This is a genomic window from Mycobacterium sp. NGS56 (assembly GCF_059812425.1).
Window position 1 is genome coordinate 72,758 of record NZ_JCALCQ010000014.1, and the last position, 13,566, is coordinate 86,323.

A 13,566-nucleotide genomic window follows, 5' to 3' on the forward strand; every position below is an offset into this window, starting at 1 on the left:
CCGACCTAGGGAACGAGTGTCAGCACCGTCCAGGCTGCGACCGCTGACGGCAGGACGCCGTCGAGCCGATCCATCAGACCACCGTGGCCGGGCAACAACCGGCCCATGTCTTTGATACCGAGATCGCGCTTGACCTGTGATTCCACCAGATCGCCGAGCGTGCTGGTCAACACCAGGACAACGCCCAGCAAAGCGCCGGTCCAAGGCGGTTTGCCCGCCAGGAACGTCGCCGTCAGCGTCGCCGCGGTGATTCCGAACACCAAGGACCCGGCTAATCCCTCCCAGGATTTCTTGGGGCTGATCGCCGGGACCATCGGGTGCTTACCGAAGAGCGCCCCCACGGCATATCCGCCGGTGTCGGAGGCGACGACAGTGATCATCAGGCAGAACACCCGCCCGGCCCCGTCATGCGGATAGACCAGCAGGACGCCGAACGACGCGAACAGTGGCACCCACGCGGCCAGGAACACGGTTGCCGAGGCGTCCCTGAGGTAGTTAGCCGACGGCGAGCCGTCGAAAGGCTCGGGCCGTTTGCTGTTGTCCTGCATCAACAAGCGCCACACGTTGCAGACCACCACGGTGACGCCGAAGCCGGCCAGTGCGCCCGCCGCGTGGCACGGCCAGGTCAGCCAGACGGTGAGCTGCCCTCCGGCCAACAACGGGATGATCGGGATGACGTAGCCGGCTTCGCGCAGTCGCCGAACCACTTCGTGGGTGGCCACGACGATGGCCAGGGCGACAATCAGAACCCAGAAGCGCGGGGCGAACACCAGCGTCACGATCAGGACGCCGCCGATACCGGCGCCCACCGCGATGGCGGCGCGCAGGTCGCGCCCGGCCCGGGATGTCTTCTTGGCCGACTGCTGGATCGTTTCCTTGTTGGCGGACTCCCGATCGCCGGGCGGGTCGCCTGAGCCGGGTTCTGGGGTAGCCACTGGCGTGGATGTACTTCGCTGCTGAGCGGTCGCTAGACCTCCAGCAGTTCGCCTTCTTTGTGCTTGACCAGCTCTTCGATCTGGTTGACGTATTGGTGGGTGGTCTTGTCCAGATCCTTTTCGGCCCGGCCGACCTCGTCCTCGCCGGCCTCACCGTCCTTACGGATGCGGTGCAGCTCCTCCATCGCCTTGCGGCGGATGTTGCGCACCGAGACCTTGGCGTCCTCCCCCTTGCCCTTGGCCTGCTTGACCAGCTCTCGGCGGCGTTCCTCGGTGAGCTGTGGCACGGCCACCCGGATCAGGGTGCCGTCGTTGGTGGGGTTGACGCCGAGGTCGGAGTTGCGGATCGCCGTCTCGATCGCGCCCACCTGGCTGGCTTCGTAGGGCTTGATGACGACCAGGCGCGCCTCGGGCACGTTGATGCTGGCCAGCTGCGTGATGGGCGTGGCCGCGCCGTAGTAGTCGATCACGATCCGCGAGAACATGCCCGGGTTGGCGCGCCCGGTCCGGATGGTCGACAGGTCGTCGCGGGCAACCGCTACGGCCTTTTCCATTTTCTCTTCCGCGTCGAAGAGAGCCTCGTCGATCATGTGCGTCGCTCCTTCTCATCGCTTCGCTCTGCATCGTCGCCGCCGCGGATCATGTGCGTCGCTCCTTCTCATCGCTTCGCTCTGCATCGTCGCCGCCGCGGATCATGTGCGCCGATCCTCCTCATCGCTGCGCTGCGCATCCTCGCACGCGCCAACCATCGCGTCCTCGGTTCAGGTGGTGACCAGAGTCCCGATTTTCTCACCAGCGACGGCTCGGGCGATATTGCCGTTGGTCAGCAGGTTGAACACCAGGATCGGCATGCCATTGTCCATGCACAGGCTGAACGCGGTCGCATCGGCTACACGCAGCCCGCGGTCGATGACCTCACGATGACTGATCGCGGCGATCAACTCGGCATCGGGATGCTGGCGCGGATCCGCGTCGAACACGCCGTCAACGGCCTTGGCCATCAACACCACCTCGGCGCCGATCTCTAGGGCGCGCTGCGCGGCAGTGGTGTCGGTGGAGAAGTACGGCAACCCCATGCCGGCTCCGAAGATCACCACGCGCCCCTTTTCCAGGTGGCGTACGGCACGCAACGGTAGATAAGGCTCGGCGACCTGGCCCATGGTGATCGCGGTCTGGACCCGGGTGACAATGCCTTCTTTCTCCAAAAAATCTTGCAGCGCAAGGCTATTCATGACAGTGCCCAGCATGCCCATGTAGTCCGAACGGGTGCGTTCCATGCCGCGCTGTTGAAGTTGCGCGCCCCGAAAGAAGTTGCCGCCGCCGATCACGACGGCGACCTGGACACCATCGCGAACGACCTCGGCGATCTGTCGTGCCACCCGCGCCACGACATCGGGATCCAGGCCGACCTGGCCGCCGCCGAACATCTCACCGCCGAGCTTGAGCAACACCCGCGAATACCTGGGTCGGCTCGGCGGCCGACCTGAAGCCAGTCCATTTTCGGGTGCAGATGTCGATGCGCCGTTGCCGGCGCTTTCGGGCTCCGAACTCGGAGCCGCCGAGCGGGCGACTTGGGGCTCCCTGGACTCCGTCATCAGACTCCTCGCATGAGAGTGCCATCCCGGGTGATCTCCATCCGGAACGGCATTTCACATCCTGCCCCATCGCAGCACAATGCGGCGTCCGCGGGGTGCATTATGCGCGTAGTTGGCGTGCCGGCCCAATTTTCGAGGCTTCCGGTACTGGGATCTGTGTCACCGCTCTTCGGGCTCGCGTTTGAGTCGCGGTTGGCATGGGAATCCGGATCAACGCGGCAGACGTATGCGGTCTCAAGCAATGAGGACCGGCCTCGCCGTATGACCGGGTCGATCGCTCGCGATCGCCGCTGAGCGTTGGATCGCTCAGAGTACGCCAACGAGGAGGAAGCATTTCCATGGCCGAAGAAAACAAGTCGGGACCTGCCGAAGCTGTGAAAGGCGTCGTCGAGGACGTCAAGGGAAAGGCCAAAGAGGCCGTAGGCGCCGTAGCGGGTCGTGATGACCTCACGCGCGAGGGCCAGGCGCAGCAAGACAAGGCCGAAGCGCAGCGTGACGCGGCGAAGAAGGAAGCCGAAGCGGAAGCCGCGCGCGGCGGCGCCAAGGCGGCCGAGGAGCGCCAGAAAGACAACCAGTAGCACGTTATAGCCGATGGGCCTGGTCCGTGGAAACGGGCCGGGCCCATCGCTTTCTGAGCCGCATCGGTCGTTCGAAGTTTGCATAGCTTTGCATAGTTTCCGACTCGGCGGGTATTCACGCCTAGCGCTGTACGACATCTCCGCAGAGGTGCCTACGGACCGGGGGGAAGCCGGGACGTCGAGAGGTTTGGAGATGCCGTTGGACGTGATGGTGCTCAGCGATGAGGATGACTTCGAATCGGCTCTACCGTGCTTGGCGACGTTCGCGCAGTCGATGCACCGCACTACCCTGACGGCCGGGACCGACGGGCAGCACGCCATGGCCGACATCGCAATCATCGATGCGCGCAATGACATGGCGATGGCTCAGGTCGTCGGCCATCGGCTGTCCAGCGACAACCCCGGTACCGCGGTGGTGGCGTTGGTGGCGCCGAGCGACTGTGCCACCGTCGACGCCGACTGCAATTTCGATGACGTGATGCTGCCCGGCACCGGCGCCGAAGAGTTGCAGGCCCGGTTGCGCCTTGCGATCAGCCGCAGGCGCAGCGCGGTCAACGGCACGCTGAAGTTCGGCGATCTGTTGTTGCGTCCGGCCAGTTTCACTGCCTCGCTGCAAGGCAGCGACCTAGGTTTGACGCTCACCGAGTTCAAGTTGCTGAATTTCCTTGTGCAGCACGCCGGTCAGGCGTTCACCCGAACCCGGCTGATGCAAGAGGCGTGGGGACCCGAAAGCACCGGCAAGGTGCGAACCGTCGACGTGCATATTCGGCGGCTACGCGCCAAACTGGGCAGCCGGCATCAATTCTTGATCGACACCGTGCGCGGAGTCGGCTACCGGGCGGCAACGCCACCGCAGCCGGAATGGGTAGTCACGGACTCGAGGCTGACGCCGATCTGGACGTCTACTACGGCGCCCGCACCCAGCGTGAGGGAAGCGTCGGAGCTGTAACCGGGCGATCTCGCTTCAGTTCGCGATCAACCGAACAACGGAAATGCACGCTTGCGCGCCAGCGCATTCATTCCTTCCTGGATGGCGTCCTGCACCTCGTGGTATTTGCGGTCGACGTATTGCTCGTCGTCCGCCCGCGCGGGATCGTTGTCGAGTTCCACGGCCGGCATGAACCGGGTTCTGATCTTGGCCGGCAAGGGCAGCTGCGGAAGCGCCGCCGGTGCGATCCCCCACGGCAACGAGACGGCCATCGGGAACACCTTGAGCCGCAAAATTCGGTCCAAGCGCAGCGCTTTCGACAACCGGTCGCCACGGATCAGCACAGGCATCGCGTCGGCGCCGCCAACGGTCGCGATCGGCACGATTGGAACGCCGGCACGGATCGCCATCTTGACGAAGCCGGTCCTTCCCGCCAGGTTGGCCCGATCGCGCTCGGTCCACGGGCGCAGTGAGTCCACTTCCCCACCGGGCCACAGCGCAACGTCGCGCCCTTCCGCTAATGCGGTGGCAATCGCGTCGGGCGCGGCCGGCAGCACTCCCATCGACCGGAAATAGCGCCCGAATAAAGGAATTGCCATCAGCGCATCGTGAGCGGTGCCGTGCAGGGCGCGCTCCTGCCCGAACCGGCGCCACCATTGCAGGCCGACGGTCCATGCATCCCAGACGAATGGTGCACCGGAATGGATCCCCACCAGAAGTGCCGGTGGTTTCTCGGGAATGTTCTCCCAGCCGTCGATCTCCATCCGAAACCAATAGTCCACCAGTACATTCCATAGATACTTCTGGCGCTGCAGTGTGGTCTCGTCCTGGCCGGACAGGTCCCATCGCGACGCACGCTCGGCCACCCAGCCACTCAGCCCCCCGCCTTGGCTGTCGCGTCGTTGTTCCATTGCTGCGCGGGCTTCTTTGGCTTGCCGCTGCGCTTGGGCACGCACCCGCGCCGGTCTGTGGTCGGGGTTACTCATGCTTGGTCGGGTACCCGATTCGAGCGCACACGATTCCCCAAATGCGGATCTCCCCGCGCCACTCGCATGGCGCGGGGAGATTTCACAACGGGTTTAGGTGTGCTGCGCCGGCGCGGGCGGGGCACCCGGTGCCGGGCTGTTCGGCGCGCCAGGAGCCTCGCCAGGAGCCGAGCCACCCTGCACGTTTGACGTCCACATCAGGATGTCCTGCATCCCGTCGTTGTAGACGACGCCGTTCGGCGGCGCGCCCGTCACGTCGAAATACAGCGTGCCCGTCGACTCACTGCCCTGGGCAATCGGTGCCGGGTTGAGCCCATTGGGAACCCCCACCTTGTCGATCACCCGGTAGTTCTGTCCGTTGGGGCCGCGGGCGACGAAGTCGTTGACCATCGGGGTCACGAGCCCGCCATCCGACCGGACGCTGACGTCGGCCTGGTACAGCGTGCCCTTAGGCGTGTACCCGGGGATGGAGACGTTGCTGGGCTGCAGGTTGCTCACCGTGTAATTGGTGATCAACGGCCCATCGACGAGCTGCTCGCTGGTGCCGAACCCCTGAATGTTGGGCGCAGCAGAAGCGGGCGTCGCGAAGATCGTTGCCACTGCTATCCCCCCCGCGGCGGCAGCGGTCGCAACGGCAGTCTTGGTGACTCGCATTGTCCATTCCTTTCGTTTCGAACAATTGGCCCCCCGTAAAGGGCATAGAGATATGCAGCAAATAGCCAGCCGGCCGGGGCTTTAAACATCGACACCCATATTGGGTCGATTTACCAGGCAAATACCGTCGCATTCTGACGGAGCATCTTACGCATCAATGATAACAACTGCCTCATTGCTCACAAATGGCCCGCGATTAGGTCGTGTGCTGACGGGTAGTCGCTCGCTGGGCTAGGCGTGTCAGGACAGCCCAATCCCAAACAGCCGCGAAGGGGGGCGATCACGTGCAACGCGGAAACTCCAAGCATGGTTCGCGCGAGGACGACGCGCTCAAGGAAGAACTGGAAGGCACGGTCCGCGGCAATCGGTCCAGTCGCAGCGAGGAATGGCGCGATCCCGAGCCGCCGGCCGACGACGACCCGGATGTTCCGACGGCGGGCCCGGTGCCGCGCGAATCATAAAAAGGAAATGACATGGGCTTTGTGGCGCAACAAACAATCCGTTCCCGGTGTACAGGCGAAGATGGACCCGATTCCTGATTGTGGTGAAAACAGTTACCAGGGATCGGGAAAACTGCTGGGCAAAAAGGCGATCATCACCGGCGGCATACGTGCTGCTGGCCTCAGATGATGCGAGTTACATCTCCGGGGCGCGGGTGGCGGTCACCGGCGGGCGACCGATTCTGTAGCGAAAACCGTTGCAGTGGGCCAGTCATCCAGAACCCTCACCATCCCGATTCTCTTCCCGGCTCACTCTACGGTCAGGCTCTGCCTGGCGTGACGCGATTTCAGCGGCCCCGAACCCGGCGGTTGTGCTTCTTGATCGCGTCGACCAACTCCGACTTGTTCATACTGGACCGACCGGCGATGTCAAGACGGCGGGCCAGGTCGAGCAGGTGCTTCTTGCTGGCGTTGGCATCGACACCCTCGGCCGACTCCCCCGTTGGCCGCAGGCCGCCGCTCTCGGCTCGCGCATCGGATGGGCCCTTTTCGTCCTTGGACTCCCAGTGGTCACCGACCTTTTCGAAACTGTGCTTGACAGCGGCGTACGCCACCCGGTGGGCGCGCTCCTCGCTGCCGTACTGGTCGGCGGCCGCGTCATGGGATTTCGCGAACGTACGTTGGGCTTTGGCGCTGGAACGTTGCAACGTACTGGGCAACTCGCTCTTTTTGGCCGCGCCGCCTTTCGTCGTCTTCGGCATCGAACCTCCTCATGTGCCGCAAGCGCTGCGGGTAACCGGTCGGTTACCCCTTCGGGGCGCCAACAATCACGGTCTGAGCAATGCACGCATCGGCCGGTACAAATATGTCAATATCGTTGACATGAGTCAGGCCGACGACGCTCCGCTGGGATACCTCCTCTACCGGGTTGGGGCGGTGCTGCGACCAGAGGTTGCCACCGCGTTGGGTCCGCTGGGCCTGACCCTGCCCGAATTCGTTTGCCTGCGCATACTTTCACTGTTCCCGGGGACGTCAAGCGCCGAGCTGTCCCGCCACACCAATGTCACCCCGCAGGCGATGAACACGGTCCTGCGCAAGCTGGAAGAGGTCGGCGCCGTGGCGCGGCCGTCGTCGGTGTCCTCGGGGCGCGCGCTGCCGGCTAACCTGACCGGCCAGGGCCGCGCCCTGCTCAAACGCGCCGAAGGAGCGGTCCGCGGCGCCGACACCCGCATCTTGTCCCGGCTCACCGAAACTCAGCAGCGTGAGTTCAAAAGAATGCTCGAGAAGCTCGGCTCCGACTAGGGGCTAGCGCGGCGCGGGCGCGTGAAACCAGGCCGCGCCAGGTCAATCAGCCGGTGGCGTGAATACGCGCCCATGGCTGGGCCTCTTCGAGCTCATAGGCCAATTCGAGCAGCAGCGATTCCTGCCCCATATCCGCCGACAGCATCATGCCCACCGGCATGCCGTGGGCCGACTGCGCCAGCGGCAGCGAGATCGCGGGTTCGCCGGTGACGTTGTGCACGGGGGTAAACGAGACCCAGTCGATCAGCCGGCTGATGACCTGCTGGTAATCGGTGGGCGCCAGGAATCCGATGCGGGGCGTCTCGCCGCCGAGTGTCGGAGTGAGCACCGCGTCGTAGGTACGGAAGAACCGTGCGGTACGTCTGCGCGCCCGGCGCAACCGCACGATGGCCGTCGGGAGGCGGTGAATGTTGCGGCTGGTATGACGAAGAAGACCCAGCGTCAGTTGGTCCAGCTTGCTGGAATCGAATGTTTCGCCAAACAGGTGGCGGCCCCCGCGGACCTGGGCCAGCGCCAGGAATCCCCAATACATGACGAAGTCGTCGGCGAAACTGGCCGCGACTGGGGGCTCTTCGACGTGCTCGACACGGTGGCCCAGCTCCTCGAGCAGACCGGCGGACTTCAAAGTCAGTTCCCGAATGTGCGGACTGCACTCGCGCTGCACCGACCGGGTCAGCACCGCGATGCGCAACCGCTGCCTGCCGGGTGCGGTGACGTCCCCGACGGGCGCCAGGTTGGGGTTACGCCAGATGCGCTCGGCCTCGCGGTAAAAGGCCGCGGTGTCACGGACTGAGCGGGTGACCACGCCGTTGGCGACGACGCCGACCGGTAACCGGCGCAGCGTCGCGTCCAGAGGCAGCCGACCACGCGACGGTTTGAGTCCGACCAACCCGTTGCACGCGGCCGGGATGCGGATCGAACCGCCGCCGTCGTTGGCGTGCGCCATCGGCACCACGCCGGCGGCGACGAACGCGCCGGAACCCGACGACGACGCTCCGGCGGTGTACTCGGTGTCCCACGGGTTGCGGACCGGGCCCAGCCGCGGGTGCTCGGCGGATGCGCTGAACCCGAATTCGGACAACTGCGTCTTGCCCACCGAGGTCAGCCCAGTGCCCAAGAACAGCCGGGTGAAGATGCTGTCTGCGACGGCATTCCGGCTCGTCCACGCGTCGGTGCCGTGCATGGTGGGCTGTCCGGAGACGTCGATGTTGTCCTTGATGAAGGTCGGAATGCCGCCGAAGTACCCGCTGGGAGCGCCCGCCGCGGCCGCCCGCGCTTGGTCAAAAGCCGCGTACGCCAACCCGTTTAGCAGCGGGTCGACGGCTTCGGTGCGCGCGATCGCCGCCTCGACCACCTCGGCCCTGCCGACCTGGCCGGATTTCAGGGCATCGGCCAGGCCGACCGCATCCAAATCACCAAGGGCATCGTCGCCGAACGCGTGCACGTGTCGCATGGCACTGACGCTAGCCTGCGCCCGGCGCCGCCGAGAGGTGACCCGTCTGTCGTCGGCTCGGGCGTGTCAGGCTTGACCCACCTCGAAGCGGATGAACCGCGTCACCGTGACACCGGCGTCGTCGAGCAGCGCCTTGACGGTCTTCTTGCTGTCGGACACCGACGGCTGCTCGAGCAACACGGCGTCCTTGAAGAAGCCGTTCAGCCGGCCCTCGACAATCTTGGGCAGGGCCTGCTCCGGCTTGCCCTCCGTCTTGGCGGTTTCCTCCGCGATGCGGCGCTCGCTGGCGACCACGTCCTCCGGCACATCGTCGCGGGATAGGTAGCGGGCCTTGAGCGCGGCGATCTGCAGCGCTACGGCGTGGGCGGCCTCGGTGTCCGAGCCTTCATACTCGACCAGCACGCCGACCGCGGGCGGCAGGTCGGCCGCCCGCCGGTGCAGGTAGGTCTCGACGGTGCCGTCGAAGTTCGCGACGCGGCGCAACTCCAACTTCTCGCCGATCTTTGCCGACAGCTCCGCGATTGCCTGCTCGACGGTCTTGTCACCGACGGTGGCGGCCTTGAGCTCGTCGACGTCCTTGGCCTTCGACGACGCGGCCGTGGCAACGATCTGGTCGGCCAGCGCCTGGAACTCCGCGTTCTTGGCAACGAAATCGGTCTCGCTGTTCAGCTCGATCAGCGCGCCGCCCTGGGCCGCGACCAGACCTTCGGCGGTCGCACGCTCGGCGCGCTTGCCGACGTCTTTGGCGCCCTTGATGCGGAGCGCCTCGACGGCCTTGTCGAAGTCGCCGTCGTTTTCGGCCAGCGCGTTCTTGCAGTCGAGCATGCCGGCACCGGTGAGTTCCCGAAGCCGCTTGACGTCGGCAGCGGTGAAGTTCGCCAATGGTCAGCCTTCCTATGAGGATTCAGTAGTTGGTTCGGGGGTGCCCGCAGCGGCGTCGGTGGGGGCGGTGGCGGTAGCGGAGGCCAGTAGCTCCTGCTCCCACTCGGCGAGCGGCTCGGCGGCCTCGGCCTCGGGCTTGCCGTCGCCGCGGCCGACTCCGGCGCGGGCCTGCAGCCCCTCGGCGACCGCGGAAGCGATCACCTTGGTCAGCAATGCGGCCGAACGGATCGCGTCGTCGTTGCCCGGGATGGGGTAATCGACCTCGTCGGGGTCGCAGTTGGTGTCCAGGATCGCGATGACCGGGATACCGAGTTTGCGGGCCTCGCCGACGGCGATGTGCTCCTTATTGGTGTCGACGACCCAGATGGCCGACGGCACCTTGGCCATGTCGCGGATACCGCCGAGGCTGCGGTCCAGCTTGTTCTTCTCGCGGGTCAGCATCAAGATCTCTTTCTTGGTGCGACCCTCGAAGCCACCAGTCTGCTCCATCGCCTCGAGCTCCTTGAGGCGCTGCAGCCGCTTGTGCACCGTGGAGAAGTTGGTCAGCATGCCGCCCAGCCAGCGCTGGTTCACATACGGCATGCCGACGCGGGTCGCCTCGGCGGCGACGGACTCCTGCGCCTGCTTCTTGGTGCCGACGAACAGCACGCTTCCGCCGTGCGCGACGGTTTCCTTGACGAACTCGTACGCCTGGTCGATGAAGGTCAGCGTCTGCTGCAGGTCGATGATGTAGATGCCATTGCGGTCGGTGAAGATGAACCGCTTCATTTTGGGATTCCACCGACGGGTCTGGTGCCCGAAGTGGGTGCCGCTGTCCAGCAGCTGCTTCATGGTTACGACGGCCATGGTTGTGCCTTACGTGTGTCGGTTGTCGCCTGGCATCGGGTGAGGCCGGGCCCTGGCGGCTGCTGCGATGCCGGACCCGCCCGGGTAAAACCCGGTCGGGACCGCCCGGCACGCAATGCGAACTCCTAGTGGAACCAGAGACGCGATGCAGACGCGCGAAGTCAGCCCGCGAACGAGCTGCGACCAGCAGTTTACACCGACTCAGCAGGTGCTTTTGCCACGCTTCCCCAACCGGGCCGCTCGTCCACAAAACCGGCGGGGCCGGGTGGCCAGACCGGCGCTGGAGCGCTGAACTGCCCGGATGCGGTGGAGAGCGTTGCTGCTGTGCGCTGGCCTGGTCAACGCGGTGCCTGCGGTCGCCGCCGAGGATCGACTGGACTGGCCGCTGCGCCCGCCTCCGGCCGTCGCCCGGACGTTCAACGCCCCATCGCCCAACTGGAATCCCGGACATCGGGGCGTGGACCTGGCCGGCAACGCTGGTCAGCCCGTGTACGCCGCGGGGCGCGGGACCGTGGTATTCGCCGGGCTGCTGGCCGGGCGGCCAGTGGTGTCGCTGGCCCACCCCGGTGGCTTGCACACCAGTTACGAGCCGGTCCGGGCGGCCGTGCGGGTCGGCCAGCCGGTGACGGCCGCAACCGTGATCGGCGAACTGATGGCTGGGCATGCCGGGTGCCCGGTAGCAGCGTGTTTGCACTGGGGCGCGATGTGGGGCCCGGCGTCGGGCGCGGACTACGTCGATCCGCTGGGTCTGCTGAAGTCCACGCCGATCCGGCTCAAACCGCTGAACCGCTGAGTCTTCCGCTTGAGTGTGCGCTTCTGGCAGCGGGTGTGCTTCTGCGCCGCCCTGGCGGCACGCTCGCCGCCGTCAGCTCACGCTCACGCCCGGGGGTGGGCCTGATCGTGCACCGCGCGCAACCGGGACACCGCGACGTGGGTGTACAGCTGGGTGGTCGCCAGGCTCGAATGGCCGAGCAACTCCTGAACAACGCGCAGGTCAGCCCCACCTTCAAGCAGGTGCGTGGCCGCGCTGTGCCGCAGGCCGTGCGGTCCCATGTCCGGTGCCCCGTCTACCGCGGCGATGGTTTGATGCACCACCGTGCGCGCCTGGCGGACGTCGAGCCGGCGGCCCCGCGCGCCCAGCAGCAGCGCCGGGCCCGACTCCGCTGTCGCGAGCTCCGGACGGCCGTCGGCCAGCCACGCGTCGAGCGCCTGGCCCGCCGGTCTGCCGAACGGCGCGCTGCGCTGCTTGTTGCCCTTGCCGAGCACGCGCAGCAGCCGATGCCGGGTGTCGACGTCGTCGATGTCCAGGCCGCACAGTTCGCTGACCCGGATCCCGGTGGCATACAACAGCTCCACGATCAGCTGGTCACGCAGCGCCAGCGGATCTCCTTGCTGCGCACCGGATTTGGCGGCGGCCATGGCCTCTGCGGCCTGGTCCTGGCGCAGCACCGAGGGCAGGGTGCGGTGTGCCTTGGGGACCTGCAGCCGGCCGGCCGGGTCTGCGGTCAGCAGCCCACGCCGCACGGCCCACGCGGTGAAGGCCTTGACCGCCGAGGTGCGCCGGGCCAGTGTCGTGCGGGCGACACCGGCCGCGGCCGCGGCCGACAGCCAGGAGCGCAGCAGGGGCAGGCTCAGCCCGTCCAGACCTGTCCCGCGGTCTCCGATGAAGGCGAGCAGCGAGCGCAGGTCGCCGAGGTAGGCGCGGCGGGTGTGGGCTGAACGGCCGCATTGCAAGTCCAGGTATTCGTCGAACTCCTCGAGGATCGCCTGCACTCGCCCACGGTCGCAGGCCCGGGCCGGGGCGCTCTAGTCGACGCGCCGAAGTGTGTCCGGGGTGAGATCTTTGAGCGCGGGATAGCCGTCGACGGCCATGATGAGGTCCGCTTCGGCCAGGATCGATCGCAACACGTGCACGATGCCGTCGGCGCCCCCGAGCGCCAGGCCGTAGGCGTACGGCCGGCCGATCCCCACGGCCGTGGCCCCCAGCGCGAGCGCCTTGACGACGTCGGCGCCGCTGCGGATCCCCGAATCGAACAAGACCGGCAACCCGTCGGCCGCCTCTACGACTCCCGGCAGGCACGCGAGGGCGGGCAGGCCGCCGTTGGCCTGGCGACCGCCGTGCGTCGAGCAGTAGATCCCGTCGACGCCGCCGTCCTTGGCGCGCCGCGCGTCGTCGGGGTGACATATGCCCTTGATGATCAGTGGCAGGTCGGTCAGCGACCGCAACCAGTCAAGGTCGTCCCAGGTCAAAGGATTCCCGAACGTCGTCACCCACTGCAGCACGGTGCCCTGCGGGTCCTCCTCCGGCGGACGCTGCAAGCTGGCGCGGAAAACCGGATCGCTGGTGTAGTTGCTCAGGCACAGCCCCCGCAGCTGGGGAAAGTTGGCCGTCGTGAGGTCGCGCGGCCGCCACCCGGGAATCCAAGTGTCGAGGGTGACGATGATGCCCTTGTAACCGGCGGCTTCGGCCCGGTGCACGAGGCTGGCGGCCAAGTCTCGATCCTTGGGCGTGTACAGCTGGAAGAAGCCGGGCGTGTCACCGAACTGCGCGGCGACGTCTTCCATCGGGTCGGCGGTCAGGGTGGACACCACCATCGGGACGCCGGTGGTCGCCGCGGCGCGCGCGGTGGACAGGTCGCCGTGGCCGTCTTGGGCACAGATGCCGATGACGCCGATCGGCGCCATGAACACCGGCGACGGCAAGGTCAAGCCGAACATCTGCACCGACAGGTCGCGAGCCGCGGCACCGACGAACATGCGCGGTATCAGGCCCCAGTGATCAAACGCCTCCCGGTTGGCCCGCTGCGTGCGTTCGTCGCCGGCGCCGCCGGTGACATACGACCAGACCGACGGCGACATGGCCCGCTCGGCCCGCGCCTCCAGCTCCGCGAAGACCATCGGCAGCGCGGGCGCCACCCCGCCCAGGCCCTTGAAGTAGATCTCGTTCTGGTAGTCGCCAAATGCCAT

General features: G+C 66.4%; 15 protein-coding genes and 2 pseudogenes. 6 read left to right on the forward strand and 11 right to left on the reverse strand.

Annotated features, from left to right (window positions below; translation table 11 throughout):
* Window positions 1-5: 5 nt before the first annotated feature.
* From AC5Y4F_RS23630 to pyrH, 3 genes are all read right to left on the reverse strand, one after another.
* Entirely contained in the window at window positions 6-869 is an 864-nt protein-coding gene (locus AC5Y4F_RS23630) for a phosphatidate cytidylyltransferase (RefSeq protein WP_197520598.1), read from the reverse strand.
* Between the two features lie 98 nt (window positions 870-967).
* Entirely contained in the window at window positions 968-1,525 is a 558-nt protein-coding gene (frr, locus tag AC5Y4F_RS23635) for a ribosome recycling factor (protein WP_499999004.1), read from the reverse strand.
* Between the two features lie 171 nt (window positions 1,526-1,696).
* Complete coding sequence (gene pyrH / locus AC5Y4F_RS23640; RefSeq protein WP_067936143.1) at window positions 1,697-2,530, reverse strand: UMP kinase; 834 nt, start codon at window positions 2,528-2,530, stop codon at window positions 1,697-1,699.
* Between the two features lie 338 nt (window positions 2,531-2,868).
* Here pyrH and mbp1 point away from each other — a divergent pair, with 338 nt between their 5' ends.
* Complete coding sequence (gene mbp1, locus AC5Y4F_RS23645; protein WP_499999008.1) at window positions 2,869-3,108, forward strand: microaggregate-binding protein 1; 240 nt, start codon at window positions 2,869-2,871, stop codon at window positions 3,106-3,108.
* A 193-nt stretch (window positions 3,109-3,301) separates the two neighbouring features.
* Window positions 3,302-4,057 carry a winged helix-turn-helix transcriptional regulator gene (locus tag AC5Y4F_RS23650; RefSeq protein ID WP_067936147.1) on the forward strand — a complete coding sequence of 252 codons (756 nt, stop codon included), beginning with the start codon at window positions 3,302-3,304 and terminating at the stop codon, window positions 4,055-4,057.
* 26 nt (window positions 4,058-4,083) lie between these two features.
* Here AC5Y4F_RS23650 and AC5Y4F_RS23655 read toward each other — a convergent pair whose 3' ends face one another.
* Together AC5Y4F_RS23655 and AC5Y4F_RS23660 are read right to left on the reverse strand one after the other, a co-directional pair.
* Window positions 4,084-5,022 (reverse strand): lysophospholipid acyltransferase family protein, encoded by a 939-nt coding sequence (locus tag AC5Y4F_RS23655; RefSeq protein ID WP_067936150.1) that lies wholly within the window; start codon window positions 5,020-5,022, stop codon window positions 4,084-4,086.
* A gap of 93 nt (window positions 5,023-5,115) precedes the next feature.
* Window positions 5,116-5,676, reverse strand: coding sequence for an MPT63 family protein (locus tag AC5Y4F_RS23660; RefSeq protein WP_067936153.1), 561 nt, complete (start codon window positions 5,674-5,676; stop codon window positions 5,116-5,118).
* A gap of 284 nt (window positions 5,677-5,960) precedes the next feature.
* Between AC5Y4F_RS23660 and AC5Y4F_RS23665 the strand changes: the two genes are divergently transcribed.
* Window positions 5,961-6,137 carry a hypothetical protein gene (locus AC5Y4F_RS23665; RefSeq protein ID WP_197520592.1) on the forward strand — a complete coding sequence of 59 codons (177 nt, stop codon included), beginning with the start codon at window positions 5,961-5,963 and terminating at the stop codon, window positions 6,135-6,137.
* Window positions 6,138-6,149: 12 nt separating this feature from the next.
* Window positions 6,150-6,297: pseudogene (locus AC5Y4F_RS23670) on the forward strand (NAD(P)-dependent oxidoreductase); the annotation flags it as partial.
* Between the two features lie 166 nt (window positions 6,298-6,463).
* Here AC5Y4F_RS23670 and AC5Y4F_RS23675 read toward each other — a convergent pair.
* Window positions 6,464-6,877, reverse strand: a complete 414-nt coding sequence (locus AC5Y4F_RS23675) for a ChaB family protein (protein WP_067936156.1) — start codon at window positions 6,875-6,877, stop codon at window positions 6,464-6,466.
* Between the two features lie 121 nt (window positions 6,878-6,998).
* On the opposite strand from AC5Y4F_RS23675, the gene AC5Y4F_RS23680 reads away from it, so the two are divergent.
* Window positions 6,999-7,418 carry a MarR family winged helix-turn-helix transcriptional regulator gene (locus AC5Y4F_RS23680; protein WP_067936264.1) on the forward strand — a complete coding sequence of 140 codons (420 nt, stop codon included), beginning with the start codon at window positions 6,999-7,001 and terminating at the stop codon, window positions 7,416-7,418.
* A gap of 46 nt (window positions 7,419-7,464) precedes the next feature.
* On the opposite strand, the gene AC5Y4F_RS23685 is transcribed toward AC5Y4F_RS23680, so the two are convergent.
* From AC5Y4F_RS23685 to rpsB, 3 genes are all read right to left on the reverse strand, one after another.
* Complete coding sequence (locus AC5Y4F_RS23685; RefSeq protein ID WP_067936159.1) at window positions 7,465-8,871, reverse strand: amidase; 1,407 nt, start codon at window positions 8,869-8,871, stop codon at window positions 7,465-7,467.
* A gap of 66 nt (window positions 8,872-8,937) precedes the next feature.
* Window positions 8,938-9,753, reverse strand: a complete 816-nt coding sequence (tsf, locus tag AC5Y4F_RS23690; RefSeq protein WP_499999014.1) for a translation elongation factor Ts — start codon at window positions 9,751-9,753, stop codon at window positions 8,938-8,940.
* Between the two features lie 12 nt (window positions 9,754-9,765).
* On the reverse strand, window positions 9,766-10,599 hold the full coding sequence (gene rpsB / locus AC5Y4F_RS23695) for a 30S ribosomal protein S2 (RefSeq protein ID WP_067936164.1): 834 nt from the start codon (window positions 10,597-10,599) through the stop codon (window positions 9,766-9,768).
* 316 nt (window positions 10,600-10,915) lie between these two features.
* Here rpsB and AC5Y4F_RS23700 point away from each other — a divergent pair.
* A pseudogene (locus AC5Y4F_RS23700) lies at window positions 10,916-11,386 on the forward strand (M23 family metallopeptidase); the annotation flags it as partial.
* An 89-nt stretch (window positions 11,387-11,475) separates the two neighbouring features.
* On the opposite strand, the gene AC5Y4F_RS23705 reads toward AC5Y4F_RS23700, so the two are convergent.
* Together AC5Y4F_RS23705 and AC5Y4F_RS23710 are read right to left on the reverse strand one after the other, a co-directional pair.
* Entirely contained in the window at window positions 11,476-12,372 is an 897-nt protein-coding gene (locus tag AC5Y4F_RS23705) for a tyrosine recombinase XerC (RefSeq protein WP_067936169.1), read from the reverse strand.
* A gap of 33 nt (window positions 12,373-12,405) precedes the next feature.
* The gene (locus AC5Y4F_RS23710) at window positions 12,406-13,566 is read right to left on the reverse strand and encodes a lactate 2-monooxygenase (RefSeq protein WP_067936172.1); all 1,161 of its coding nucleotides are present in this window, start codon (window positions 13,564-13,566) and stop codon (window positions 12,406-12,408) included.